At 66.4% G+C, this 25,647-nt stretch carries 27 protein-coding genes and 4 tRNA genes; 11 read left to right on the top strand and 20 right to left on the bottom strand.

Annotation, left to right across the window (positions count from 1 at the left end; all coding sequences use genetic code 11):
- Window positions 1-43: 43 nt before the first annotated feature.
- The 8 genes from rplL to tuf form a co-directional block, all read right to left on the bottom strand.
- Window positions 44-427 (bottom strand): 50S ribosomal protein L7/L12, encoded by a 384-nt coding sequence (rplL, locus tag P0086_RS20540; protein WP_112600309.1) that lies wholly within the window; start codon window positions 425-427, stop codon window positions 44-46.
- 60 nt (window positions 428-487) lie between these two features.
- Window positions 488-1,006, bottom strand: coding sequence for a 50S ribosomal protein L10 (gene rplJ / locus P0086_RS20535; RefSeq protein ID WP_112600308.1), 519 nt, complete (start codon window positions 1,004-1,006; stop codon window positions 488-490).
- A gap of 339 nt (window positions 1,007-1,345) precedes the next feature.
- The gene (gene rplA, locus P0086_RS20530) at window positions 1,346-2,038 is read right to left on the bottom strand and encodes a 50S ribosomal protein L1 (RefSeq protein WP_112600307.1); all 693 of its coding nucleotides are present in this window, start codon (window positions 2,036-2,038) and stop codon (window positions 1,346-1,348) included.
- A gap of 4 nt (window positions 2,039-2,042) precedes the next feature.
- On the bottom strand, window positions 2,043-2,471 hold the full coding sequence (gene rplK, locus P0086_RS20525; RefSeq protein WP_275788966.1) for a 50S ribosomal protein L11: 429 nt from the start codon (window positions 2,469-2,471) through the stop codon (window positions 2,043-2,045).
- A gap of 217 nt (window positions 2,472-2,688) precedes the next feature.
- On the bottom strand, window positions 2,689-3,219 hold the full coding sequence (gene nusG / locus P0086_RS20520; RefSeq protein ID WP_112600305.1) for a transcription termination/antitermination protein NusG: 531 nt from the start codon (window positions 3,217-3,219) through the stop codon (window positions 2,689-2,691).
- A 16-nt stretch (window positions 3,220-3,235) separates the two neighbouring features.
- Window positions 3,236-3,436: a preprotein translocase subunit SecE gene (secE, locus tag P0086_RS20515; protein ID WP_112600304.1), complete on the bottom strand. Its 201-nt coding sequence runs from the start codon at window positions 3,434-3,436 to the stop codon at window positions 3,236-3,238.
- 186 nt (window positions 3,437-3,622) lie between these two features.
- Window positions 3,623-3,698: transfer RNA gene (locus tag P0086_RS20510), tRNA-Trp, on the bottom strand.
- A 375-nt stretch (window positions 3,699-4,073) separates the two neighbouring features.
- Window positions 4,074-5,249, bottom strand: a complete 1,176-nt coding sequence (gene tuf, locus P0086_RS20505) for an elongation factor Tu (protein ID WP_112600303.1) — start codon at window positions 5,247-5,249, stop codon at window positions 4,074-4,076.
- 486 nt (window positions 5,250-5,735) lie between these two features.
- On the opposite strand from tuf, the gene P0086_RS20500 reads away from it, so the two are divergent.
- Window positions 5,736-6,533 carry a hypothetical protein gene (locus P0086_RS20500; RefSeq protein WP_275788961.1) on the top strand — a complete coding sequence of 266 codons (798 nt, stop codon included), beginning with the start codon at window positions 5,736-5,738 and terminating at the stop codon, window positions 6,531-6,533.
- A 111-nt stretch (window positions 6,534-6,644) separates the two neighbouring features.
- Window positions 6,645-7,958, top strand: a complete 1,314-nt coding sequence (locus P0086_RS20495; protein WP_275788958.1) for a polysaccharide pyruvyl transferase family protein — start codon at window positions 6,645-6,647, stop codon at window positions 7,956-7,958.
- A 48-nt stretch (window positions 7,959-8,006) separates the two neighbouring features.
- On the opposite strand, the gene P0086_RS20490 is transcribed toward P0086_RS20495, so the two are convergent.
- Window positions 8,007-8,080, bottom strand: a tRNA-Gly gene (locus P0086_RS20490).
- A gap of 24 nt (window positions 8,081-8,104) precedes the next feature.
- Window positions 8,105-8,189: transfer RNA gene (locus tag P0086_RS20485), tRNA-Tyr, on the bottom strand.
- Window positions 8,190-8,403: 214 nt separating this feature from the next.
- Between P0086_RS20485 and P0086_RS20480 the strand changes: the two genes are divergently transcribed.
- Complete coding sequence (locus P0086_RS20480; RefSeq protein WP_275788956.1) at window positions 8,404-9,279, top strand: RNA methyltransferase; 876 nt, start codon at window positions 8,404-8,406, stop codon at window positions 9,277-9,279.
- A gap of 35 nt (window positions 9,280-9,314) precedes the next feature.
- Here P0086_RS20480 and P0086_RS20475 read toward each other — a convergent pair whose 3' ends face one another.
- Both P0086_RS20475 and P0086_RS20470 read right to left on the bottom strand, forming a co-directional pair.
- Window positions 9,315-9,575 (bottom strand): hypothetical protein, encoded by a 261-nt coding sequence (locus P0086_RS20475; RefSeq protein ID WP_275788954.1) that lies wholly within the window; start codon window positions 9,573-9,575, stop codon window positions 9,315-9,317.
- Between the two features lie 205 nt (window positions 9,576-9,780).
- On the bottom strand, window positions 9,781-10,407 hold the full coding sequence (locus P0086_RS20470; RefSeq protein ID WP_112611635.1) for an FMN-dependent NADH-azoreductase: 627 nt from the start codon (window positions 10,405-10,407) through the stop codon (window positions 9,781-9,783).
- 139 nt (window positions 10,408-10,546) lie between these two features.
- On the opposite strand from P0086_RS20470, the gene P0086_RS20465 reads away from it, so the two are divergent.
- Both P0086_RS20465 and P0086_RS20460 read left to right on the top strand, forming a co-directional pair.
- A complete protein-coding gene (locus P0086_RS20465) occupies window positions 10,547-11,494 on the top strand; it encodes a LysR family transcriptional regulator (protein WP_275788951.1) in 948 nt (315 codons plus the stop codon).
- Between the two features lie 53 nt (window positions 11,495-11,547).
- Window positions 11,548-11,623, top strand: a tRNA-Thr gene (locus tag P0086_RS20460).
- A gap of 134 nt (window positions 11,624-11,757) precedes the next feature.
- Here P0086_RS20460 and P0086_RS20455 read toward each other — a convergent pair.
- Complete coding sequence (locus P0086_RS20455) at window positions 11,758-11,997, bottom strand: hypothetical protein (protein ID WP_275788949.1); 240 nt, start codon at window positions 11,995-11,997, stop codon at window positions 11,758-11,760.
- 123 nt (window positions 11,998-12,120) lie between these two features.
- On the opposite strand from P0086_RS20455, the gene kdpF reads away from it, so the two are divergent.
- The 6 genes from kdpF to P0086_RS20425 are packed head-to-tail and all read left to right on the top strand — an operon-like array spanning window position 12,121 to window position 19,982.
- A complete protein-coding gene (kdpF, locus tag P0086_RS20450; protein ID WP_275788947.1) occupies window positions 12,121-12,243 on the top strand; it encodes a K(+)-transporting ATPase subunit F in 123 nt (40 codons plus the stop codon).
- Between the two features lie 18 nt (window positions 12,244-12,261).
- Window positions 12,262-13,971 (top strand): potassium-transporting ATPase subunit KdpA, encoded by a 1,710-nt coding sequence (kdpA, locus tag P0086_RS20445; RefSeq protein WP_275788945.1) that lies wholly within the window; start codon window positions 12,262-12,264, stop codon window positions 13,969-13,971.
- 11 nt (window positions 13,972-13,982) lie between these two features.
- Window positions 13,983-16,019 carry a potassium-transporting ATPase subunit KdpB gene (gene kdpB / locus P0086_RS20440; RefSeq protein ID WP_275788942.1) on the top strand — a complete coding sequence of 679 codons (2,037 nt, stop codon included), beginning with the start codon at window positions 13,983-13,985 and terminating at the stop codon, window positions 16,017-16,019.
- Between the two features lie 2 nt (window positions 16,020-16,021).
- Window positions 16,022-16,591, top strand: a complete 570-nt coding sequence (gene kdpC / locus P0086_RS20435; protein WP_112616312.1) for a potassium-transporting ATPase subunit KdpC — start codon at window positions 16,022-16,024, stop codon at window positions 16,589-16,591.
- 8 nt (window positions 16,592-16,599) lie between these two features.
- Window positions 16,600-19,293, top strand: a complete 2,694-nt coding sequence (locus tag P0086_RS20430; protein WP_275788939.1) for a sensor histidine kinase KdpD — start codon at window positions 16,600-16,602, stop codon at window positions 19,291-19,293.
- On the top strand, window positions 19,290-19,982 hold the full coding sequence (locus tag P0086_RS20425; protein WP_148150011.1) for a response regulator: 693 nt from the start codon (window positions 19,290-19,292) through the stop codon (window positions 19,980-19,982). The genes P0086_RS20430 and P0086_RS20425 overlap by 4 nt, the downstream gene beginning before the upstream one ends.
- 38 nt (window positions 19,983-20,020) lie before the next feature.
- Here the strand turns inward: P0086_RS20425 and ureG are convergent, their stop codons facing one another.
- The 7 genes from ureG to P0086_RS20390 all read right to left on the bottom strand — a co-directional run bounded on the left by ureG (window position 20,021) and on the right by P0086_RS20390 (window position 25,628).
- A complete protein-coding gene (gene ureG / locus P0086_RS20420; protein WP_112599709.1) occupies window positions 20,021-20,635 on the bottom strand; it encodes an urease accessory protein UreG in 615 nt (204 codons plus the stop codon).
- Window positions 20,636-20,943: 308 nt separating this feature from the next.
- Window positions 20,944-21,615, bottom strand: a complete 672-nt coding sequence (locus P0086_RS20415; protein WP_275788936.1) for an urease accessory protein UreF — start codon at window positions 21,613-21,615, stop codon at window positions 20,944-20,946.
- A gap of 5 nt (window positions 21,616-21,620) precedes the next feature.
- Window positions 21,621-22,115 carry an urease accessory protein UreE gene (ureE, locus tag P0086_RS20410; protein ID WP_275788933.1) on the bottom strand — a complete coding sequence of 165 codons (495 nt, stop codon included), beginning with the start codon at window positions 22,113-22,115 and terminating at the stop codon, window positions 21,621-21,623.
- Window positions 22,116-22,127: 12 nt separating this feature from the next.
- On the bottom strand, window positions 22,128-22,796 hold the full coding sequence (locus tag P0086_RS20405) for a TIGR02117 family protein (protein WP_275788930.1): 669 nt from the start codon (window positions 22,794-22,796) through the stop codon (window positions 22,128-22,130).
- Window positions 22,797-22,818: 22 nt separating this feature from the next.
- The gene (ureC, locus tag P0086_RS20400) at window positions 22,819-24,528 is read right to left on the bottom strand and encodes an urease subunit alpha (RefSeq protein ID WP_275788928.1); all 1,710 of its coding nucleotides are present in this window, start codon (window positions 24,526-24,528) and stop codon (window positions 22,819-22,821) included.
- Between the two features lie 3 nt (window positions 24,529-24,531).
- Complete coding sequence (locus P0086_RS20395) at window positions 24,532-25,176, bottom strand: Urease operon accessory protein (RefSeq protein ID WP_275788925.1); 645 nt, start codon at window positions 25,174-25,176, stop codon at window positions 24,532-24,534.
- Window positions 25,177-25,199: 23 nt separating this feature from the next.
- Window positions 25,200-25,628, bottom strand: coding sequence for a lysozyme inhibitor LprI family protein (locus P0086_RS20390; RefSeq protein WP_112599704.1), 429 nt, complete (start codon window positions 25,626-25,628; stop codon window positions 25,200-25,202).
- Between the last annotated feature and the right edge of the window lie 19 nt (window positions 25,629-25,647).

Here is a 25,647-nt window from a genome sequence, read left to right as displayed (position 1 = left end):
AATGACCGGGAGAGGGAGATCCCTCCCCCGGCGCATTCCGATATTACTTGACGTCGACCTTGGCGCCGGCTTCCTCAAGCTTCTTCTTGAGGTCAGCGGCTTCAGCCTTGGAAACGCCTTCCTTGACAGCCTTCGGAGCGCCTTCGACGAGGTCCTTGGCTTCCTTGAGGCCGAGGCCGGTGATGGCGCGGACTTCCTTGATGACGTTGATCTTGTTCGCGCCGGCATCAGCGAGGATGACGTCGAACTCGGTCTTTTCTTCTTCAGCAGCGGCAGCAGCACCGCCAGCAGCGCCGCCGGCAGCAGCAACAGCTACCGGAGCAGCAGCCGAAACGCCCCACTTCTCTTCGAGCATCTTGGAAAGCTCAGCAGCTTCCAGGACGGTGAGAGCAGAGAGGTCTTCAACGATCTTTGCGAGATCAGCCATTTTGATAGTTCCTTTTGTTCGGTTCGAACTGGGTTGTTTGATTTACAGCGAAAAACCGCCTCAAGCGGCTTCGTCCTTCTTGGCGTAGGCTGCGAACACGCGGGCAAGCTGGCTTGCCGGTGCGGCCGTGACCGTAGCGACGCGCGTGGCCGGGGCTGCAAGCAGGCCCAGGAGCTTTGCGCGAAGCTCGTCGAGCGAAGGCAGGGTCGCAAGCGACTTGACTGCTTCGGCGTCGAGCGTGGTCGAGCCCATGGCGCCGCCGAGGACAACGAGCTTGTCGTTGGTCTTGGCGAAGTCCATGGCAACCTTCGGAGCGATCATCGGGTCATTGCTGTATGCAATGAGCGTCTGACCCTGGAAGAGACCAGACATCCCCTCCGACTCCGTACCCTGAAGGGCAATCTTGGCCAGGCGGTTCTTCGCGACTTTGACGGTTCCGCCGGCAGCACGCATCTTCGTACGAAGATCGTTCATCTGCGCAACGGTGATACCGGCATAGCGGGCCACGACAACCGAACCGGAAGCCTTGAAGACTTCGTTCAGCTCCGTGACGAATTCGCGTTTTTCCGCTCTTTCCACTGCCTATCTCCAGTTGACGGGGCTACGATTGTCGCAGTCCCCATCGGGTTTGCCTTTGCCGCCAGGGATCGTCTTGATCGAAGATCCCGAGCGACGCTCGAGGATCCTGTCCCCCCGCGCTCGGCCATTCGGCCGGGGCACAAGGCAAGGTAGGTTCGAACCGAATTCTTCCGCGCATCGCTGCGGGGTGAAATCCAGGTCTTACCCGTCTCATGCAGGCAAAGTGATTAAGGCATAACCACCTGCAATCTCGGACAGGAGTTCCGGGTTGCCCCGGAAATTCCCGGCCAGACATGACCGGGAATTCTTGTTGCGGTCCGGCACGCGGCCGGACCGAAATCATGCGGTCGTCAGCGAGGACGGGTCGATCTTGACGCCCGGCCCCATCGTGGACGAGATCGCGACGCGCTTGACGTAGTTGCCCTTGGCGCCGGCCGGCTTGGCCTTGATGACGGCGTCAGCGAAGGCCTTGATGTTCTCTTCGAGCGCCTTGGCGTCGAAGGAGGCCTTGCCGATGCCGGCGTGGACGATGCCAGCCTTCTCGACGCGGAACTCGACGGCGCCGCCCTTGGAAGCCTTGACCGCGGCGGTGACGTCCATGGTGACGGTACCGACCTTCGGGTTCGGCATCATGCCGCGCGGGCCGAGAACCTTACCGAGACGGCCGACGAGCGGCATCATGTCCGGGGTCGCGATGCAGCGATCGAAATCGATCTTGCCGCCCTGGACGATCTCGAGCAGGTCTTCGGCGCCGACGATGTCCGCGCCGGCAGCCTTGGCTTCGTCAGCCTTGGCGCCGCGGGCGAAGACGGCGACGCGAACGTCACGGCCGGTGCCGTTCGGCAGGTTGACCACGCCGCGGACCATCTGGTCGGCATGGCGCGGATCGACGCCGAGGTTCATGGCGACTTCGACGGTCTCGTCGAACTTGGCGACAGCCCGCTCCTTGACCATGCCGATGGCGAGGTCGAGAGCATAGAGCTTCGTGGGATCAACACCTTCGTTGATCTTCTTGGTGCGCTTGCCAGCCATTGTCTTAACCTACCACTTCCAGGCCCATGGCGCGGGCGGAGCCCTCGATCATGGCCATTGCGCCGTCGATGTCGGCTGCGTTGAGATCCTTCATCTTGGCTTCGGCGATCGTCTTGACCTGAGCCTTGGTGATGGAGCCAGCCTTCGTCTTGCCCGGCAGCTTGGAGCCGGAGGTGATCTTGGCTTCCTTCTTCAGGAAGTAGCTGACCGGCGGCTGCTTCATGACGAAGGTGAAGGACTTGTCCTGGTAGTAGGTGATGACGACCGGGATCGGCATACCCTTTTCCATTTCCTGCGTGGCGGCATTGAACGCCTTGCAGAATTCCATGATGTTAATGCCACGCTGACCGAGCGCAGGACCGATCGGCGGGGACGGGTTTGCCGATCCTGCCTTGACCTGCAGCTTGAGCTGGCCTGCAACTTTCTTAGCCATTTCTCTCTGCCTTTTCTTTGGTGCGGCCGGCTTGCCGGCCATCCTTGCCAGGCCCCGAAAGGACCCTGGCGGCTGCGGTTGCGTGGTGCGGACGATGGCGCCCGGCTTTGGGAGACGCCTGCCCTTCCACGCGATTGCGGGTCACCCCGCTCCCGGCGCCATCAAGACGCCGGACCTCGTCAGGCGCCGCAGGATCGAAGCCCGGCGGCGCAATTGCTCAGATTTTCTCGACCTGGGCGTATTCCAGCTCGACCGGGGTGGCGCGACCGAAGATCGACACCTCCACCTTGAGGCGCGAACGCTCCTCGTCGACGTCCTGAACCGTCCCGTTGAACGAGGCGAACGGGCCATCCGAGACCCGTACCTGCTCGCCGATCTCGAAGGAGATCGAAGGCTTCGGCCGGTCGACCCCGTCCTGGACCTGGCCGAGAATGCGCTCGGCCTCGTGGTCCGGAATCGGAACCGGCTTGTTGTCGGAGCCCAAGAAACCCGTCACCTTCGGGGTGTTCTTGATCAGGTGGTAGGCCTCGTCCGTCAGGTTCGCGCGAACCAGGACGTAGCCGGGGAAGAACTTGCGCTCGGCATCGACCTTGCGGCCGCGACGCACTTCCACCACCTTCTCGGTCGGCACCAGGATCTTCTCGAACAGGTGCTCAAGCCCTTTCTGGCGAGCCTTGTTCTCGATGTCTTCGGCAACCTTCTTCTCGAAATTCGAATAGGCGTGAACGATATACCAACGCGAAGCCATGCTGATCTCCACCCGATTACGCGCCGACGTTCAGGATCAGGCCGATCAGCCATCCCATGAGCTGATCCGCCGCAAAAAAGAAAATCGCAGCGAGGAATACCATGACGAAAACCATCACGGTCGAGATCGTCGTCTCGCGCCGCGACGGCCAAGTCACTTTGGACGCTTCAGAGCGGACTTGCTGCAGAAACGCTATCGGGTTCGTCTTGGATGCCATTGAATGCTCACGCCATTACGGCGCGTAAAGCCGAATGATCAGCCCCACGCACCGCGTGTCTGTTTGACCCTACATAAAGCGCGATTCCCCTTTTCACAAGAGGCAAAAGCGCTTTTCATGAAATTGGACCGACCGGCCCTGTCGCCTTCCGCCGCCGCTGCATGTTGCCTGCGCTGACGAAGCGAATGGCAGGGGCAGAGGGGCTCGAACCCCCGACCTGCGGTTTTGGAGACCGCCGCTCTACCAACTGAGCTATACCCCTTCGTCCCCTTCGCTGCGCCTGCAAATGCCGGCATTCGCTGCGGGACAGCGGCTTATTATTCAACTTGCCCGGCGATGACAAGCGCCTTTCAGAGAAAAGCGAAATTTCTACGGGGATAGCGCAAGGCGCGCGCTCTCGTAGCGCCCCACAGACGCGAAAATCCCCTGCCCGCCCGTCGCCATGAATAGAGAGGGCAAAGAAAAAGGGCCCCGCAGCTTGCTGCGAGGCCCCAAATTCTCTTGGCGTGATTGCTCACCCGCGACGAGATTACTCGACGATCGAGGCGACGATGCCGGCGCCGCGGGCAGATCGCGCTGGCGCGCCATCTGCCCCACTTTCAAGCCGTCGGCAGCTTTCGGCCTCGTCGGTCGTCGATTACTCGACGATCGAGGCGACGATGCCGGCGCCGACGGTGCGGCCGCCTTCGCGGATCGCGAAGCGCAGCTTTTCTTCCATCGCGATCGGAACGATCAGCTCGACGTCAACCGTGACGTTGTCGCCCGGCATCACCATTTCCGTGCCTTCCGGCAGCGTGACGATGCCCGTCACGTCCGTGGTGCGGAAGTAGAACTGCGGACGGTAGTTGGTGAAGAACGGCGTGTGACGGCCGCCTTCTTCCTTCGTCAGGATGTAGGCTTCGGCCTTGAACTTCTTGTGCGGCTTGACCGAACCCGGCTTGCACAGGATCTGGCCACGCTCGACGCCGTTGCGGTCGACGCCGCGCAGCAGCGCGCCGATGTTGTCGCCGGCCTGGCCCTGGTCGAGCAGCTTGCGGAACATCTCGACGCCCGTGCAGGTCGTCTTCGTCGTCGGACGGATGCCGACGATCTCGATTTCCTCACCGACCTTGACGATACCGCGCTCGACGCGACCCGTGACCACGGTGCCGCGGCCCGAGATCGAGAACACGTCTTCGATCGGCATCAGGAACGGCTGGTCGATCGGACGCTCCGGCGTCGGGATGTAAGAGTCGACCGCAGCCATCAGCTCGCGGATCGCGTCTTCGCCGATCTTCTTGTCGCTGTCTTCGAGGGCGGCCAGAGCCGAGCCCTTGACGATCGGAATGTCGTCGCCCGGGAAGTCGTAGGACGACAGCAGTTCGCGCACTTCCAGTTCGACGAGCTCGAGCAGCTCGGCGTCGTCGACCTGGTCGACCTTGTTCAGGAACACGACGATCGCCGGAACGCCGACCTGGCGGGCCAGCAGGATGTGCTCGCGGGTCTGCGGCATCGGGCCGTCGGCAGCCGAGCAGACCAGGATCGCGCCGTCCATCTGGGCAGCGCCGGTGATCATGTTCTTGACGTAGTCGGCGTGGCCGGGGCAGTCGACGTGGGCGTAGTGACGGTTCGGCGTCTCGTATTCGACGTGCGCCGTCGAAATGGTGATGCCGCGCGCCTTCTCTTCCGGAGCGGCGTCGATCTGGTCATACGCCTTGAACTCGCCGAAGTACTTCGTGATCGCTGCCGTCAGCGACGTCTTGCCATGGTCAACGTGGCCGATCGTGCCGATGTTTACGTGAGGCTTGGTGCGCTCAAACTTACCTTTTGCCATGTTTATTCTTCCTGTGAACGAACTTTGGGCTTAACCGGCCCTTCCGGTTTGGCAGCCGTTTAAGGCTTTCGCAAGGAATGCGCAAGCGTTAAATCCATCGGCAACCGGCGGCTGGGGGCCGCCGCAAGCCGGCACTTTGGTACACGCGCCACGACGGCGCCGGGCAAGAAATCCGGTCGATGATTTTCTAAGATGACTGCTGCGTTTGTCGCCGTTTGTTCAAGAAGGTTCTGAAGCAACGTGGTTCGCCCTTCGCGGCGCTGTCCTCCGGCGTACCGACCCGCTTAACAGGTAAATTGTCGATTGCGGCGCGCCCGGTTGCGTGTGACACTCACCACCATGGATTCTGCTGATACGAAAGCCCGCATGATTCCGTCTTTGTCGGCCCGAGCCGGGAATGAAGGGTATCAGGCGGCCGGACCGGTTCATTCGCCACCGGCATCGACGTCCGCCCCGCCCTCGACCCGGCACCTCCGTCCCGGGCTCGTGAGGCAAGCGCTGGAGCATTTCTTCCTGCCCTCGATCGCGGCCTGGTTCGCCTTCCCGCTGCGGTTCGACCGGGCCGTCGCAAAAATGGCCCAGGACAGCAGGCGGGCGGTGTCTCCGAGGCAGGCCGCCGCCTATTTCGGCGACAGCCTGTTCCTCGAGATCGACCCGCGGAGCCTGACCCACCGGCTCGACGAGAAGTACCACGACGCCGAAGGGTGGCACTGGATCGGCGAGAGCTTCGTCGACACCGGCGACTGGCAGGGCCGCCTGTCGCCGCTGCAGCGCTCGCCCGCGCATCGTGAGATCATCGAAATCTGTCGGACGCGGGACAATTTTCGAAACGGACAATACTACCAGACCTACCTGCGCCAGATCGGTGACGGGCAGCCGCCGCGGCGCAACGGCCGGCGGATCGACACGGTGGAGAAGCTCGACGCCTATTTCAGCTACTATGCCGGGCTGATCGACAATATCGAGCGCACCGGCATCCTGCCGCGCCACCGCGTCGGGCGGGCGCTGAAAAGCCGCCTGTGGCCTCGCCGCACGCGGTCGTTCTGGCAGGACTTCGTCGAGCGCGATATCGGCGTTGCGATCGACCGGGACGGCCGGTTCGTCCGCCACACCTCCGGCAAGCACCGGCTCGCCGCCGCCATCGGGCTCGGCCTCAAGACGGTTCCGGTGGAGGTCCGCATGGTGCACCGCGCCTGGCTCCAGGCGGAAATGCAGAAGCGGAGCCTGCCGCCGACGCAGGCGCTGGCCGCCGCCCTGCGCGAAATGAGCTCCGCCCGGATCTGACGCCACCGTGGCTGCCGTCGCCCTGCTGTCCCCCACTTGCCTCTGCGCGCGCCATGTGCAACCTGCCGCCATCGCGCATTCCGAACTTCGCAAACCGGGGCATTCCTCACCATGATCAGCGCTCTTCTTGCTTCCTTCCACTGGGGTCTCGCCAAGCATTTCCGCGGCAGGGACGAGGCGCGCCACCTGCGCCACCTGCTGAAGTCGGCGAGGATGCGGCCGCAGAACGATCCGAAGATGCGCCGCTCCGTCGACGCCCTGGTCAAGGCGAAGCGGTTCGACGATGCCCTGGCGCTGTGCAAGGTGTTCGAGACACGGGACGTCTCCCAGTACTGGTCGACCTACAGGAGCTTCGTGGAGGAGGCATCCGCCAGCCCCGTCACCGCGGGCTCCCCGAGGATCGCACTCTTCAACGACACCGACTTCCGGGTCAACATCGGCTGCCGGCTGACCAGCCAGGGGCTGAAGCATGCGATCCTGCGGACGTTTCCCGGCGCCGGGATCACCTCGCTCGGCTTCCGCTTCTCGACCTTCCACGAGGAATTCGGATCGAGCATAGCTTCCGACCCGACCGACGCGGCGCTGCACGCGCGCCTGCTGCATGCCTATGGCGGGCAGGCGCTCGAGGCGATTGCGACGGCCGACATGGTGGTGCTGCAGCCCGAGGGCTCGCTCGACGAGAAGACATCGCTCGAAGGACTGGCCACGTTCTTTGCGCCCGTGCTCGTCGCCCGCAGGCTCGGCAAGCCCTGCGCCATCGTCAACGGCACGATCCCCGGCTATGGCGACGAGCGCGACGCCTATCTTGCCCGGCTCTTCACGTCGTTGCGCTTCGTCGCCGCCCGCGACGAGATCTCCGCCGCCCACCACGGCGTCACGTTCCTGCCCGATGCGGCGTTCCTGCGGATCGAGCCGGAAGATGTCGCCGACCGCGACGGCTGCCTGATCACCACCGGGGCGCGCAACAAGGTGGACGACGACGTCGCGATCTTCCGTTCCGCTTTGGCCGCCTGCGAGGCGCTGGGACTGCGTCCGGTCGTGCTCACCCGCGCGGCCGGCCGGTTTGCCGAATTCGAGGCGCAGGTGCTGGCCCAGGGCGGCATCTTTGCCGAAGCCGCCAGCATCGAAGCGGCGGCGGCGATTCTCTCGCGCTGCCGCCTGCATATCGGCGGGCGGTATCACATGGCGATCTTCAGCACGATGTGCCGCGTCCCCACCCTGCTCTACGATGTGAAGACCCACAAGAACCAGTGGCTGGCGCAGTACTCGCCGCTCGTCCGGCTCGTCCGGCCGGGCGCCGACATCCCGGCGCTGGCGGCCGAGGCCTTGTCCGGTCCGGTGTCCTGGACCCGGCCGACGATCGACTACGAGGGCTTCCTGCGGGCCGCCTATGCCGCTGCGCACGCCGATAGCCGCGCCGGGTGAAGCCGGACGGAGCGTAAGGAAGGCGGACGGTCAGGAGAAGGCTGAAACTGGAGCGGGTAGCGGGAATCGAACCCGCGTATTCAGCTTGGAAGGCTGCTGCTCTACCATTGAGCTATACCCGCGGCGTTCGATCCGTACCAACAGAATGGTGGAGGGAGTTGGATTTGAACCAACGTAGGCTGAGCCAACGGATTTACAGTCCGTCCCCTTTAACCACTCGGGCATCCCTCCATTTTTCTGTCGGGATCAAGCGACCAAGCATTCGGACCGAAGCGGTGTGCCTGCCGGAGCAGGGCGCCCCTTCGATCTGCGCCGGGTATATGACCGCCCCGTTTCATCCTGTCAACACGATGCTTTGGAAAAAGTTGGGAAAAATGCGCCCGCGCCGGGGCACCGCCTTTCATCATTGGATTTGCGGAATTTGCGGCGGCCGCTATAAGGCGGCATGAGCAAAGATGATGCGGGCGGCAAGAACGCCAAGGACACCCATTACGCCAAACTGCGCAGGGCGCACCGCGACCAGCGGCGCGAGCGCGGCGAGATTCCGACGCCGAAGACCGACCGCCGCCACCGGCAGGCCGAGGACTGGAAGGCGCCGGCGCTCGCCCCCGACCAGGTCCTCCTCTACGGGCTGCACACGGTGCGGGCGGCGCTCGACAACCCCGAGCGGCAGGTCGTGAAGCTCTCGGTGACGAAGAACGCCGCGCAGCGGCTGGAACTGCCCGATCCCTCGACCCTGCCCTATCCGGTCGAGACCGTGCTGCCGTCCGACATCGACAAGGTGCTCGGGCCGGACGCGATCCACCAGGGCGTGATGCTGGAGACGCGGCCCCTGCCCGTCCGCCGGCTCGGCGCGCTGAAGGCGAGCCCGCTGATCCTGGTGCTCGACCAGGTGACGGACCCGCACAATGTCGGGGCGATCCTGCGCACCGCGGTCGCCTTCGGCGCCGGCGCGGTGATCACCACGATGCGGCATTCGCCGACCGAATCGGGTGTTTTGGCGAAATCCGCCTCGGGCGCGCTCGAGCTCATCCCCTATATCCAGATCACCAACCTGGCCGATGCGCTGGAGGAGCTGCACGCGCTCGGTTTCTATTCGGTCGGGCTGGATTCGGAGGGGCCGGAGCCGTTCGAAAGGACGCTGTCCGGCGAGAAGGTGGCGCTGGTTCTGGGGTCGGAGGGCAAGGGATTGCGCCAGAAGACACGCGCGACCTGCAAGGCGCTCGCCCGCCTCGACATGCCCGGGGCGATCAAGTCCCTGAACGTCTCCAACGCGGCGGCGATTGCGCTCTACGCGGCGCGGCAATATCTGGCGAAGTAGCCGGAACGGCCCCAGCCCCATTCACCGGCGAGCGATCACAACGCCGCCGGTATGCCCTGCACCGCGGGGCTCTGGGCCAACGGACAGCCGTCCTGCACCTTCTTCCAGTTCGGCACGTTCAGCGCCATCTCGCAGCGTGCGAGATACTTGCGGCCGTCGACGTTCAGGCAGGCGATGGCCCCCTGCTCATAGCGGCTGCCGTCGCGGTTGCGGCAGGTACACTTCCCGAGCGCTTCCGTCGCGATCGGCAGAAACATCAATGGAAGAACAATCAGAACTCGAAGCAGCGACCGCATGTGCCGTCTCCGTCGCCCGTTCATGTTCCTCCGATTTTAGGCCGTTTTTCGATCGTGTCGAGCGACCACGGGCATGTCCGGGGTCTTTTCGGAGCGGCACGGTGCGGGATCGTCCCGCACGCCGCACGGACCGGCCCAGGCAGGGTTCGGGCCGGCGCTGCTGCGCCCGGCACGCAGAAAGGCATGCCGGGCGCAGCAGGGGGTGTCAGCTTGCCAGCTTCAGATTGCCGAGGCCGCCGGCGATGCTCTTCTCCGCTTCGGAGATCGCCGTCGTCTTCGAATCGGCGCTGAGGTTCAGGCCCTCGGCCCGGACGAACTCGACGTCGGTGATGCCGAGGAAGCCGAAGACGGCGGTCAGGTAGCTCTCCTGGTGATCCATGATCGCTGCCGGGCCGGAGCTGTAGTGGCCGCCGCGGGTGGAGACGACGATGATCTTCTTGCCCTTGGCGAGGCCTTCGGGACCGTTCTCGCCGTAGCGGAAGGTCTTGCCGGCGACGGCAACGCGATCGATCCAGGCCTTCAGCTGGCTCGGCAGCGAGAAATTGTACATCGGGGCGCCGACGATGACGGTATCGGCGGCCAGGAATTCCTCGAGGACGGCGGCGCTCGTCGCCACGTCGTCGGCCACCGTGGCGTCGACATCTTCCGGCTTGGCGTTGGCGGCCATCAGGTGGGCGCCGGTGAGATGCGGCAACGCATCGGCGACGACGTCGCGATAGGTGATCTTGGCGTCGGGGTTCTCGGCCTTGATCTGGGCTGCGATCGCGGCGGTCAGGCGGCGGGAGACGGAGTGGTCGCCGAGGATGCCGGAGTCGATGTGGAGGACGTTCATTGTGTGGGACCTCTGAATTGCGTTTCGGGTGAAACCTATATGCCCCGAAAACAATCGCCCGATTAGCCGGCCAAAATTCAATTGACTGTTTCCTGAGAGAAACAATAAAGGGAAGCAACGCGCCTTCCGGAGTTCCGCCATGCAAGACCTCAACGATCTCGCCCTGTTCGCCGCCGTGGTGAAGAACAAGGGTTTCACCGCCGCCGCCGGCGCCCTCGGCGTGCCGAAGTCGAAGATCTCCAAGCGCGTCGCGCAGCTGGAGGAACAGCTCGGCGTGCGCCTGCTGGAACGCTCCACCCGCAAGCTGAGGGTCACCGACATCGGCCAGACCTTCTACGAGCGCTGCGAGACGATCCTGGCCGGCGTCGACGAGGCGGAGACGATCGTCGCCGCCGCCAAGTCGGAGCCGGCAGGCCCGGTGCGCCTGTCCATGCCGCCCGGCTTCGCGCCGATGATGGGCTACATCCTGCCGACGTTCCTGAAGCGCTATCCGCGCATCCGGCTCGCCATCGTGATGACCAACCGGCCGGTCGACCTGATCGAGGAGCGGATCGACGTCGCGCTCAGGGTGCGGGAAAGCTACAGTGGCGACCAGACGGTCGTCGTGCGTAAGTTCGCGAGCACCCGCGAGTTCCTGGCCGCCAGCCCCTCCTTCGTCGCGGCGCACGCGCCGATCACGCTGGACAACCTGTCGACGATGCCGACGCTCGCGATCCAGGAGCATACGGGCCGGGCCCCCTGGACGCTGGTGAACACGGCCGGCGAGGTGCGCGACATCGCCCACAATCCGGTCTTCTCCTCCGTGGAGTTCGGCATGCTGGAGCGGGCCGCGATCGAAGGGGTCGGCATCGGCCTTCTGCCCGACAACATCGTCGAACGCGGCTTCCGCGCCGGCCTGCTCGTGCCCGTTTTGCCCGAGTGGAGCTCGCCCGAACAGAGCATGCACGCCGCCTTCACCTCCCGCCACGGCATGCTGCCCGCCGTCCGCGCACTCATCGACTACCTCGCCGAAGCCCTGCCCCGCACGGTCCAGCTCTGCAAGGAGGTGATACCGCGAACGCCGTCCACGGCCGACTGGGACATCTGACGGCGCTTTTTTCCTTTACAGGCGGGCGGAATGTGCTAACTCCGTGCCCGAGCGCCCTTATAGCTCAGTTGGTAGAGCACCTGATTTGTAATCAGGGGGTCCCGGGTTCGAGTCCTGGTGGGGGCACCATAAACACCTGATTTTTCAGCGAAAAATTCTCCGTCCGACTTTTTTTCCGACGTTTGTCCGACCGTCCGACCCCGGGTTTGGTCGGACGAAAAGTCGGACGGGAGTCTCCGGATCTATTCTGTCAAGGGGGTATGTCAGCCGCCCGGCCGGAGGCGGCGCGCGAGCGCGTCGATGACGAAGTCCGAAATCCACATGGCGCTCACGCCGATGAGGAAGCCGACCGCGCCGAAGGCTGCCGCCTGGTCCTGCGGCAGCGGCAGGTTGACGGCATGCAGATAGTGAACGATCGCCGGCGTGAGATAGCCGGCGGCGAAGCCCCTGCAGATCAGACCTACCTCCGCCCCCCTTATCTTTTCCTTACGCCCCGCCTCCATCTTCTCAATCGAAATCTGACCTCGCGATCCCCTATTCCTCCTCCTGTACCAACAGGAGAACGGACATGTCCGATTTCATTTTCATAGCGCTCGGCTGCGGCACGCTCCTGGCGCTCGCCGTCTATGCCCGCGTCCTCGACAGCCTGTGAGGAAGCCCGCATGTTCGAGCCTCTTCTCGGCCTCTTCGTCGCCATCGCGCTTGCAGTCTATCTCGTGGTCACGCTTCTGCGGCCCGAGCGCTTCTGATCGATCGGGAGAATCCCCATGACCATCATCGGGTGGCTGCAGATCAGCCTCCTCTTTCTCGCCACGCTCGTCGCCATCAAGCCGCTGGGGCTCTACATGGCGCGGGTCTTTTCCGGCGAGCGCACCGTCCTCTCGCCCCTGCTCTCCCCGGTCGAGACCGTCCTCTACGCGCTCGGCGGCATCCGCAAGGACAAGGAACAGACCTGGCTCGGCTATACGCTCGCCATGCTCGCCTTCTCGCTCGCGGGCTTCGTCGCCCTCTATGCGATCCTCAGGCTGCAGGCCTACCTGCCGCTGAACCCGCAGGGCTTTGCCGGCATGGCGCCGGACCTCGCCTTCAACACGGCCGTCTCGTTCGTCACCAACACCAACTGGCAGAACTACGGCGGCGAGAGCACGCTCAGCCATTTCAGCCAGATGGCCGGCCTGACCGTGCAGAACTTCCTGTCGGCTGCGACCGGCATGGCGCTGGCGATCGCCTTCACCCGGGCGCTCGCCCGCTCGAAGGTCGCAACGCTCGGCAACTTCTGGGTCGACATGACCCGCGCCACGCTCTACGTGCTCCTGCCGATCGCCTTCGTCGTCGCGCTCGCCTTCGTCGCCATGGGCCTGCCGCAGACGCTTGACGCCTCCGTCACGGCGACCACGCTCGAAGGCGGCCAGCAGGTCATCGCGCTCGGTCCCGTCGCCTCGCAGGAGGCGATCAAGCAGCTCGGCACCAACGGCGGCGGCTTCTACAACGTCAACGCCGCCCATCCGTTCGAGAACCCGACGGCCTTTTCCAACTACCTCAACATCTTCGCCATGCTGTCGATCTCGGCCGCACTGGTCTACACGTTCGGCCAGATGGTCGGCAGCCGCAGGCAGGGCTGGGCCCTGATCGCCGCCATGGCGGTGCTTCTGATCGCCGGCGTCGGCGTCACCTACTTCGCCGAGGCGCAGGGCAATCCGATCCTGACGTCGATCGGCCTCGACCCGGCGGCCGGCAACATGGAAGGTAAGGAGGTCCGCTTCGGCCAGGCGATGACCGCGCTCTATGCGGCCGTGACCACGGGTCTTTCCGACGGCGGCGTCAACGGCATGCACGGCTCGTTCACCGGGCTCGGCGGGCTCGTGCCGATGTTTCTGATCCAGCTCGGCGAGGTGCTGCCCGGCGGCGTCGGCTCCGGCCTCTACGGCATGCTCGTCTTCGCGCTTCTGTCGGTGTTCGTCGCCGGCCTGATGGTCGGCCGCACGCCGGAATTCCTCGGCAAGAAGATCGAGGGCCGCGAGATGAAATATGCCGTGCTCGCCGTGCTGATCCTGCCGCTCGTGATCCTCGGGCTCACCGCCATCTCGGCGATGCTGCCGGCCGCGGTCGCAAGCATCGGCACGGCCGGGCCGCACGGCCTGTCGGAGATCCTCTACGCCTATACTTCGGCCGCCGGCAACAACGGCTCGGCCTTCGGCGGGCTCACCGGCAACACGCCCTGGTACAACACCACGCTCGGGATTGCGATGCTGCTCGGCCGCTTCGCCTATGTCGTCCCGGTGATGGCGATCGCGGGCTCGCTCGCGGCCAAGGTCAAGGTCCCGGCCTCCGCAGGCACCTTCCCCACCGACGGCCCGCTGTTCGTCGGCCTCCTGATCGGCATCATCCTCATTCTCGGCGGGCTGCAGTTCTTCCCCGCACTCGCCCTCGGCCCCATCGTCGAACACCTGGCGATGCTGGCCGGCCAGACCTTCTGAAGGAACATCCCATGCACAAGGACCGCAAAACTCCTGGTCTTTTCGATCCCGGCATCCTGCTGCCGGCGGCGCGTGACGCCTTCCGCAAGCTCGATCCCAGGCAGCTCCTGCGCAATCCGGTGATCTTCGTCACCGAGGTCGTGGCAGCACTGGTGACGCTCCTGTTCCTGCGCGACCTGACGATCAATGCGGCCGATGCCGTCTTCTCCGGCCAGATCGCCGCCTGGCTCTGGTTCACCGTGCTCTTCGCCACCTTCGCCGAGGCGATCGCGGAAGGTCGGGGCCGCGCCCAGGCCGACAGCCTGAAGAAGACGAAGTCCGAGCTCGTCGCCCGCCGCCTGACGGGCGGCGGCGGCACCGAGACCGTGCCCGCCTCGACGCTCAAGGTCGGCGACGTGGTCATGGTCGCAGCCGGCGAACTGATCCCCGGCGACGGCGAGGTGATCGAGGGGGTGGCCTCGGTCAACGAGAGCGCGATCACCGGCGAATCCGCACCGGTGATCCGTGAGTCCGGCGGCGACCGATCCGCCGTCACCGGCGGCACCCAGGTGCTGTCCGACGAGATCAAGGTGAGGATCACCGTCGCCCCTGGCTCCTCCTTCGTCGACCGGATGATCGCACTGATCGAGGGTGCGCAGCGGCAGAAGACGCCGAACGAGATCGCGCTGTCGATCCTGCTGTCCGGCCTGACGCTGATCTTCCTGTTCGTCTGCGTCGCCATCTGGGGGCTCGCCGGCTATTCCGGCACCGTCCTCTCGGTGACCGTGCTCGCCGCCCTGCTCGTGACCCTGATCCCCACCACGATCGGCGGGCTCCTGTCGGCGATCGGCATCGCCGGCATGGACCGGCTCGTGCGCTTCAACGTCATCGCCACCTCGGGCCGGGCGGTGGAGGCTGCCGGCGACGTCGACACACTGCTGCTCGACAAGACGGGGACGGTGACCTTCGGCAACCGCATGGCAAGCGATTTCCTGCCCGCCCCAGGCGTCACGCAGCCGGAGCTCGCCGAGGCCGCGCTGCTGGCCAGCCTCAGCGACCAGACGCCGGAAGGACGCTCGATCGTCGCCCTGGCCACCGGCGAGTTCGGCATCGCCATGCCGAAGGCGGCGTTCGACGCGGTGATCGAATTCACCGCCGAGACCCGCCTGTCCGGGATCGACCAGGGCAAGCGCCGGCTGCGCAAGGGCGCGGTCGATGCGGTGCTGCGCTTTTCCGGTCTCACCGAGGACACCTCGCCGGCGGAGTTCCGTCGCGACGTGGACGCGATCGCGCGCAGCGGCGGCACCCCGCTCGCCGTCACCGACAACGGGCGGCTGCTCGGCGTCATCCACCTGAAGGACATCGTCAAGCCCGGCATCAAGGAGCGGTTTGCGGCCCTGCGCGCCATGGGCATCCGCACCGTCATGGTCACCGGCGACAACCCGGTCACCGCCGCGGCGATCGCCTCGGAGGCCGGCGTCGACGACTATCTCGCCGAGGCCACGCCGGAGGACAAGCTCGCCTATATCCGCCGCGAGCAGCAGGGTGGCCGGCTGATCGCCATGTGCGGCGACGGCACCAACGACGCGCCGGCGCTCGCCCAGGCCGATGTCGGCGTCGCCATGCAGACCGGCACCCAGGCCGCCCGCGAGGCCGCCAACATGGTCGACCTCGATTCCAGCCCGACCAAGCTCATCGAGATCGTCGAGATCGGCAAGCAGCTGCTGATGACCCGCGGTTCGCTGACGACGTTCTCGATCGCCAACGACGTCGCCAAGTACTTCGCGATCATCCCGGCGCTGTTCCTGGCGACCTACCCGGCGCTCGGCGCGCTCAACGTCATGGGGCTGTCCTCGCCGCAGTCGGCCATCCTCTCGGCCGTCATCTTCAACGCGCTGATCATCGTGGCGCTGATCCCGCTGGCGCTGCGCGGCGTCGCCTACCGGCCGACCGGGGCCGCCGCCCTGCTCCGCCGCAACCTCCTCGTCTACGGCCTCGGCGGCCTCGTCCTGCCGTTCGCCGGCATCAAGATCATCGACGTCGCCGTCAGCGCCCTGCAACTGGTGTAATCATGCTGAACCATCTTCGCCCCGCCCTCACCCTCGTCGTGGCCATGACCGCGCTCACCGGGCTCGCCTATCCGCTCGCCGTCACCGGCCTTGCCCAGGCCGTTCTGCCGGCAGCCGCCAACGGCAGCCTGGTCGCGCGGGACGGTGCCGTCGTCGGCTCCGCCCTGATCGGGCAGAACTTCGCCACCGACCGCTATTTCTGGCCGCGGCCGTCCGCGACCGGTCCCGATCCCTACAACGCGTCGGCCTCTACCGGCTCCAACCTCGGTACGACTTCCGCGAAGTTGCGCGACCGGGTCGCCGGCGATATCGAGAGGCTGGAGGCCGCCGGCGTCGCAGCCCCGGTGCCCGCGGACGCCGCCACGACCTCCGGATCCGGGCTCGACCCGCACATCTCGCCAGACTTCGCCCGCGCCCAGGTGGCGCGGGTGGCGAAAGCCCGCGGGCTGAGCGAAGGCGACGTCGCCGGTCTGGTCGAACGGCAGATCGAAGGACGAACGCTCGGCGTGATCGGCGAACCGCGCGTGAATGTGCTAGAGCTCAACCTGGCACTCGATGCACTGAAGACATGAGATAGGGAATGGCGGAAGACGACCGCGACAACAAGCTGAGGCCGGATCCGGATGCACTGCTTGCCCTGGCGAAGAAGGATCGCCGGGGCAAGCTGACCGTTTTTCTGGGTGCGGCACCCGGCGTCGGCAAAACCTATGCGATGCTGTCGCGCGCCCGCCGGCTGAAGGCCGACGGCGTCGACATCGTCGTCGGCGTCGTGGAGACGCACGGGCGCGACGAGACGGCGGGGCTTCTGTCGGGCCTCGAGGTATTGCCGCGTGCACGCGTCGCCCACCGCGGCCGGATGATCGAGGAATTCGATCTCGATGCCGCGCTCGCCCGCAGGCCGCGCATCGTCCTGGTCGACGAACTGGCCCATTCGAATCCCGACGGCAGCCGTCATCCCAAGCGCTATCAGGACATCGAGGAACTGATCGACGCCGGCATCGACGTCTGGACGGCGCTGAACATCCAGCATCTGGAGAGCCTTGCCGACCTCGTCGCCCAGATCACCGGGGTGACCGTGCGCGAGCGCGTGCCCGACACGGTCCTCAAGCGGGCCGACGAGGTGCTTCTCGTCGACCTGCCGCCGAGCGAGCTGATCGAGCGGCTGAAGGAGGGCAAGGTCTATCTGCCCGACAATGCCAGCCGGGCCGCCGACCGGTTCTTCCGGCTCGGCAACCTGACGGCGCTGCGCGAACTGGCGCTGCGCCGGACCGCCGACCGGGTCGACGACCAGATGGTCGACTATCTCAAGCAGAACGCCATCGAGGGCCCCTGGGCGGCAGGCGAACGGCTGATCGTCTGCGTCGGGCCGGACGCGCTGTCGGAGAAGGTCGTGCGCGTGGCGAGCCGGCTCGCCTCGGGACTGAACGCTCCCTGGATCGTCGTCTCGGTCGAGCGCGCCGACCGCGAGGTCGAGACCTCCGAGCGGCTGCAGCGGATCGATGCGCTCTTCCGGCTGGCCGAAGAGCTCGGCGCCGACACGCGACGGATTATCGGCAACGACTTCGTCGAGGAAATCCTGAAACTCGCGCGTCGCGAGCATGCAACCCAGATCGTCATCGGAACGAAATGGCGAAGCGGGCTCGCACGGCTCGTCTCGCGGTCGCTGCCGCATGCGCTGGCGCGCCGTGCGGCCGGGCTCGGGGTCTACATGGTCACGCCCGAGCGGGCCGAGGAACGCCCGAAGCGACAGCGGCGGTCGCCGCTGAACCTGTCGGCGGTCCGGCTGCCGGTGGCGATCGCCGTCGCCTTCGTGGCCGCGACGACGGCGATCGGCAAGCTGATCGACCTCTTCATCGACCTGCCGAACATCTCGCTGCTGTTCCTGCTCGGCGTCCTCGGCGCGGCGGTGACCGGCGGGTACCTGTCCGCATTTCTGGCGGCGCTGCTCTCGACGATCGCCTACAACTTCTTCTTCATCGACCCACTGCACACCTTCACGATCGCCGCCCCCCACGAGGTCTTTGCGCTGCTGGTCTTCCTGGCGGTCGCGATCGTCGCCGGCGGTTTCGCCTCGCGCATCCGCGAACAGGCCGAGGTGGCGCGCATCCGCGCGACGGCGCTGCAGTCGCTCTATGATTTCTCGCGCAAGCTTTCGAGCACCAGCAAGACCGACGATGCGGTCTGGCTTGCCGCATCGCAGCTGCAGGCCAGCCTCCGGCGCAACGTCGTCCTGCTCTTGCCCGAGAACGCCGATCTGCGCATGGCTGTGGCCTGGCCGCCAGACACCGAGCTCGACGTCACCGACGTCACGGCCGCCCGCTGGGCGCAGGAGAAGCGCGAGCCGGCCGGCCACGGCACCGGCACCCTGCCGAACAGCCGCTTCGAGTTCCGCCCGCTGCTCGGCCCGCACGGCGCGCTCGGCGTCTGCGGGATCGAGCAGACCGACGAGCCGCTGGACATCAATGCCGAGCGCGCCCTCAACGCCATCCTCGACCAGACCGCGATCGCGCTCGACCGCGCCCGGCTATCGGAGGAAAGCGTGCTGCAGGCCGCGAGGCTCGAGGGGGAGCGCTATCGCGAGGCGCTGCTGTCGTCGATCTCGCACGATCTGCGGACGCCGCTTGCGACCATCACCGGCGCGGTCACCAGCCTTCGCCAGCTGGGCGACCGGATGAGCCCGGAAAGCCGCGACGACCTGCTGCAGTCGATCGAGGAGGAAAGCGGTCGGATGAGCCGCTTCGTCGCCAACCTGCTCGACATGACCCGGATCGAGGCCGGCACGCTGAAGCCGAAACGCGACTGGATCGACGTGGCCGACGCCATCCATGCCGCGGTGGAGCGGACGCGAAAGCATGCCTCCGGCCGCACGATCGAGACGGGGATCGCCGCCGACCTGCCGCTCATCGAGGGCGACAGCGTGCTGTTCGGCCAGGTGGTGTTCAACCTGCTCGACAACGCGATCAAATACGGCGGCAACGAACCGATCAACATCTACGCACGGCGCGACGGCCAGGACGTGTTGATATCGGTGACCGATCTCGGCAAGGGGATACCGACGGAAGATCTCGAGCGGATCTTCGAGAAGTTCTACCGCCGCGGCAAGCCTGACGGGCGCGCGCCCGGAACGGGCCTCGGCCTGTCGATCGCCCGCGGTTTCGTCGAGGCGATGGGCGGGCGGATCCATGCCGAGAGCCCGGCCGTCCGGAAGAAGGGGACGCGCATCGTCATGCGCTTCCCCGCAGTCGATCAGGAAAAGGTCCGCAAGACATCATGACGCTCGCACGCATCCTCGTCGTCGACGACGAGCCGCAGATCCAGAGGTTCCTGAAGCCGGCGCTCTCGGCCGCCGGCTACGATGTCGTCGAAGCCGCGACCGGCGCGGAGGCGCTGAAGGCGGTGGCGACGCTGGCGCCCGACCTGATGGTGCTGGACCTCGGCCTGCCCGACATGGACGGCAAGGAGGTCATCACCAGCCTGCGCGGCTGGTCGGAGCTGCCGATCGTGATCCTGTCGGCCCGCGACCGGGAGAGCGAGAAGATCGCCGCCCTCGACCTCGGGGCCGACGACTATGTCGAAAAACCCTTCGGCATCGGCGAACTCACCGCCCGCATCCGCAACGCGCTGCGCCGCCGCAGCCCGCACGAGCTGCAGCCGCCGCTGATCCAGGCGGACGGGCTGACGATCGACACCGTCCACCGGCTGGTGTCGCGCGGCGAGGAGGCGATCCACCTGACGCCGAAGGAATACGACCTGCTGACGCTGCTCGCGCGGCACGCCGGCCGCGTCGTCACCCACCGCACGCTTTTGACCTCGGTATGGGGACCGGCGCACGGCGAGGACCTGCACTACCTGCGCGTCTTCATCGGCCAGTTGCGGCAGAAGATCGAGCGCGACCCGACGCAGCCGACGATCGTGCGCACGGAACCGGGGGTCGGATACCGGATGCTCGCCGAGCACGACTGAGCGAAGCTCTCCCCCCGCCGCCAAAGCGGCTGCAGTCCTCAGGCCAGTCCGCCCTCGATGGTCAGGAAATCGACAATGCGCTCGACGCCCTCGCCGCGCTTCATGTCGGTGAAGACGAAGGGCTTGTCCTCGCGCATGCGGCCGGCATCGCGCGTCATGACGTCGAGATCGGCGCCGACGAAGGGGGCAAGGTCCTTCTTGTTGATCACCAGCAGGTCGGAACGGGTGATGCCGGGACCGCCCTTGCGCGGGATCTCCTCGCCCTGGCAGGTGGAGATGACATAGATCGTGATGTCGGCGAGATCCGGCGAGAACGTCGCCGCCAGGTTGTCGCCGCCGGATTCGATGAAGACGACGTCGAGATCGGGGAAACGGCGGTTGAGATCGGCGATCGCCTGCAGGTTGATGGTCGCGTCCTCGCGGATCGCCGTATGCGGGCAGCCGCCGGTCTCGACGCCGACGATCCGGTCCGACGACAGCGCCTGCATGCGCACCAGCGCCTCGGCATCCTCGCGGGTGTAGATATCGTTGGTGACGACGGCGACCGAGAAGCGCTCGCGCATCGCCTTGCAGAGCTTCTCCGTCAGCGCCGTCTTGCCCGAGCCCACCGGGCCGCCGATGCCGACGCGCAGGGGACCGTTTGCCGATTTCATGGAATGTCCTTTCGATTTTTCGCATTGCAACAATAGCGTCATGGGGTCGCGGCGCAATGGCGGGCGTGCCGCTTTGTCCTGCGCCCCTCTCAGCGTCGGAGCCCATCATCCGTCCCCTCCGGGCGCCAGCCTCCTGCCCTCACCCTAACCCTCCCCGCAAGCGAGACGAGGGAACCTGCCACGGGCATTGCGTCACGATCCGAATGACGCCCCCGCAAGGTCGCCGCCGTCGCCGGATCCGTCCCTCTCCCCGCCCGCGGGGAGAAGGTGCCGGCAGGCGGACGAGGGGCCGATGCCGTTGCGCCGCCCTACGACCGGAACAGCCGCGAATGCTGCGTCTCGTGCCGGAGCGAGGCGATGTCGGCGCGGACCGCAGCGCCGCCGAGGTCGTCGAGCGTGCCGGCGGCGGCGCGGGCCGAGACTGCGGCGATCGCCTCCTCCAGCCCCGCCAGGATCACCACGCCTTCCGCCTGCCCGCAGACGCCGAGCCGGATGCCGGCGGAGACGGACTGCGACAGGGCGGCATGCAGGTAGGCCGCGAGCGCTTCTTCCACCGGCACGCCATGGGCGGCGGCGATGGCGCCGGCGGCCACCGGATAGGGAACGTCCTGCGGCAGCCGCGCCAGCACGGCCTGCGGCCAGGCGGCGGCGGCGGAGACGAAGGCGCGGCCGAGCGACAGCGTCTCGGCATGACGCTCCGCCGAGCCGGCGAGCGCCAACCCGAGATCGGCCAGATCGGCCAGCCCCGCCTCGTCGTCGACCCGGCGCCAGGCTTCGGCGAAGAGAACCGCATCGTTCCACAGCGCGCCATGCGCGAGCAACGTCGCGAGCCATGCCGAGAGGCCGCCTGCATCCGTCACCATGCGGTCGGCGACCGCCCGCTCCAGCCCGCCGGACCAGGCGAATCCGCCGACGGGAAAGGCCGGCGACAGCCATGCCATCAGCCGCAGCAGCCCGCGGGTATCGATCCCCTCACCCATGCCGGTCAGTCGTGATGATGGTGATCGTCGTGGCCGTGCCCATGGTCGTGCCCGTGGTCATGGCCGCCATGGCCGTGATAGGCGCCGCGCGCCGGCTGGAACGGTGCCTCGACGTCGGCAACCGTCGCCCCAAGCCCCTCCAGCATCGTGCGGATGACGTGGTCACGCGGCACGAGGATGCGCCCTTCCTCGATCTGCGCCGTCAGGTGGCGGTTGCCGAGGTGCCAGGCGAGCTCGATCAGGTGCCGCGTATCGCGGCCCTTGACCTCCAGCAGCTTCTCGGGTGCCGCCTGGATCTCGACGGTGTCGCCGTTGTCCAGCACCAGCCGGTCGCCATGGTGGAACAGCACCGCCTCCTTCAGGTCGAGCATGATCATCTCGCCGTTCGACAGGTGCAGCACCTTGCGGCGCAGATGGCGCAGGTGCGACGGCAGCGTGACGGTGTCGACCGGCGGATCTAAGACCTCGCCGGCCGGGCGGTAGGAATGGACGTGTTGCATGGGATACTCCAGTCAATTGAAAAGTCTGAGCGAGACGGCAAGCGTCTGCGGGAGCGGGTTCCAGAGGCCGGTCCGCAAGCCCGCCGCCCGCAATGCCGCGGCCGTCCAGGTGTTGCAGCCGGCGAAGGCGTTGAAATAGCCGTTCGCCTCGAAGAACCGGTCGTAAGCACCATAGCCTGCATTGGGCACCGCTTCCACCTCGCCGCCGGCGCCTGCGAAACTCGCCTTGATGAACGCCTTCAGGCTCTGGAACTCGGCAGCGTCCAGCTGCAACGGCGTGACCGCCGGATGTGTCTCGTCGATCCGGCCGGCGATGTCGACATGCATCACCGAACGATCGAGGGTCAGGGCGCGCAGGACCGGCAGCGGCTTCAGATCCGCCCAGGTCGGAGTTTCCAGATAGAACGAGCGGCCGCCCCATCCGATCACCAGCCACTCCGCTGCCGAATCCTCCACGGGGATGCCCGACCCGGCCAGAAATGCGAAGGCGGTACGGGTTTCGTCCACCAGCGGAATGGCGATGTCCGTGTGGATGGGATTGGACAGCAACAGGATGCGTGTCGTCGCACCCGGCCCGTCAGTGGACGAAGCAAACAGCGGGCGCGGGACGAATGTCCCGATCGCCGCGGCGGCCGCAACCAGCAGGATCGCAGCAAGCAACCCGTAGGCCGTTTTCTTCATGGCTGTCCAGCCGGCGTCGATGTCAGAACAGGAAATAGCGCTGCGCCATCGGCAGCACCGTCGCCGGCTCGCAGGTGAGTAACTCGCCGTCAGCGCGGACTTCGTAGGTTTCGGGATCGACCTCGATATGCGGGGTCAGGCTGTTGTGGATCATCGAGGCCTTGGAGATGCCGCCGCGGACGTTGCTGACCGCCACCAGCTTCTTGTCAACGCCGAGCCGCTGCGACAGACCGCCGTCGAGCGAGGCCTGGCTGACGAAGGTGACGGAGGAATTGGTGCGCAGCTTGCCATAGGCGGCAAACATCGGCCGGTAATGCATCGGCTGCGGCGTCGGGATCGAGGCGTTCGGATCGCCCATCGGGGCGGCGGCGATCGAGCCGCCGAGCAGCACCATTTCCGGCTTCACGCCGAAGAAGGCCGGGTTCCACAGCACCAGGTCGGCGCGCTTGCCGACTTCCACCGAGCCGATCTCGTGCGAGACGCCATGGGCGATCGCCGGGTTGATCGTGTACTTGGCGATGTAGCGCTTGACGCGGAAATTGTCGTTGTCGCCGGTCTCGTCCTTCAGCTTGCCGCGCTGGCGCTTCATCTTGTCGGCCGTCTGCCAGGTGCGGATCGCCACTTCGCCGACGCGGCCCATCGCCTGGCTGTCAGAAGAAATGATCGAAAACGCGCCGATATCGTGGAGGATGTCTTCCGCCGCGATCGTCTCCTTGCGGATGCGGCTTTCGGCAAACGCGATGTCTTCCGGGATGGACGGCGACAGGTGGTGGCAGACCATCAGCATGTCGAGGTGTTCGGCGAGCGTGTTGACGGTGTAGGGCCGCGTCGGATTGGTGGACGACGGGATGACGTTCGGATTGCCGCAGACCTTGATGATGTCCGGCGCATGGCCGCCGCCCGCCCCTTCGGTGTGGAAGGCGTGGATGGTGCGGCCCCTGATGGCGGCGACGGTGTCCTCGACGAAGCCTGACTCGTTCAGCGTGTCGGTGTGGATCATCACCTGCACGTCGAAGGCGTCGGCCACCGTCAGGCAGTTGTCGATCGCAGCCGGCGTCGTGCCCCAGTCCTCGTGCAGCTTCAGCGACGAGGCGCCGGCGAGGATCATCTCCTCCAGCGGCGCGGGCAGCGAGGCGTTGCCCTTGCCGGCGAGCGCGAGGTTCATCGGGAAGGCGTCGAAGCTCTCGATCATCCGCTCGATGTGCCAGGCGCCGGTGCAGGTGGTGGCGAGCGTGCCATGCGCGGGGCCGGTGCCGCCGCCGAGCATGGTCGTGATGCCGCTCATCAGCGCTTCCTCGATCTGCTGCGGGCAGATGAAATGGATATGCGCATCCATGCCGCCGGCCGTCAGGATCTTGCCCTCGCCGGCGATCGCCTCGGTGGAAGGGCCGACGATGATCGTCACCCCCGGCTGCGTGTCCGGATTGCCGGCCTTGCCGATCGCGTGGATGCGGCCGTCCTTCAGGCCGACGTCCGCCTTGTAGATGCCGCTATGGTCGACGATCAGCGCATTGGTGATGACGGTATCGACCGCGCCTTCGCCGCGCGTCGCCTGGCTCTGGCCCATGCCGTCGCGGATGACTTTGCCGCCGCCGAACTTCACCTCGTCGCCATAGGTCGTGAAATCCTTCTCCACCTCGATGAAGAGCTCGGTATCGGCGAGGCGCACCTTGTCCCCGGTGGTCGGGCCGAACATGGAGGCATAAGCCTTGCGGGACATTGTGTAGGACATGGTTCAGGCTCCTTGGGAGGGAGAGAGCGAGGGAGGAAGCGAAGACGAAGGAGACGCCAGCAGGCGCAGGCGCCCCTCGGCCACGAGGCCGGCGACGAGCCGGCGCTCGGCGGCAAAGGGATGGCCGTCCCAACCCTCGTGGCTGAAGCCGGCGAGCACGATCTCGGCGCCGGCGAAGTCCGGCTCGGACAGGATGTGGACGAGCGTGACGAGCCCGCTGCTCGGGACCACGTAAGGGCCCGGCGCGTGGGCGGCGAGCGCGGCATCGGCGGCCGCATGCACGCGGGCGGGGATGATCCGGTGCCGCTTGCCGTTCTCCGCGGCGAAGCGGGCGAAGTCCGCCGTGCGGTCGTCGCAGAAATCGTCGAGCTCGGGATGGCTGACGGCGAGCTCGGGCCGGAGGCTTGCGAATTTCTCCGGGTCGCGCACCGACCAGATCTCGCGCGCCGCCCGGACCGGGGCGCTTGCACGCCAATCCGGGCCGTCCAGCATCTCGTTGGCGGGCCGGCCGGTGTTGCAGACGGCAACCGCATCGGTGCGGCTGCCGGAAACGTCGGCGTTGCGGCTGAGGTTGAAACGGACGACGAAGTCGGCGGCGTCGATCAGCGCGCCGGCGCCCTCCGCCACTGCCCCGTTGCCAATGATCATGATCCGCTGCGCCATGCCGGTCGTCAGTCCGCGAACTCTTTTGCCAGCTGGCCGAGTTCCTCGGTCCGCTTGCGGGTGAGGTCGGCCAGGCAATTGGAGACGACCAGCGGCTGTATCGATCCGCCCTCGAAGGAGAAGCCGAGCGCCTCGCACTGGCTGTCGCGATAGGCGAGCCAGGCGCGCTGGGCCTTGAGCAGCCGCTCCTCGGCGCCGCGCGCGCGTCCCTCACCCGCGACGACGTCGTCCCAGGCGGTGGCCGCCTTCTTCGTCGCCAGCCACTGCCGGTTCAGCACCTTGTCCGCCGCCTCGTAGTCCTGCGCGGCGCAGATGTTCATGTCGCTCTGCGTCTGCGCATCCTTGCAGTCGACCGACGGCGCCTCCTCGCTGGAGGCGGGCGCATCGACCAGAAGGACGCATCCGCACAGCATCGTCAGAACCACCGCCTTCATCATCGCCCTCTCCCCGGACCCG

Source organism: Mycoplana sp. MJR14 (assembly GCF_029210525.1).
Lineage (GTDB): Bacteria > Pseudomonadota > Alphaproteobacteria > Rhizobiales > Rhizobiaceae > Mycoplana.
Note: the sequence above shows the minus strand (reverse complement) of the source record. Positions and strands in the feature narration are given on the sequence as shown.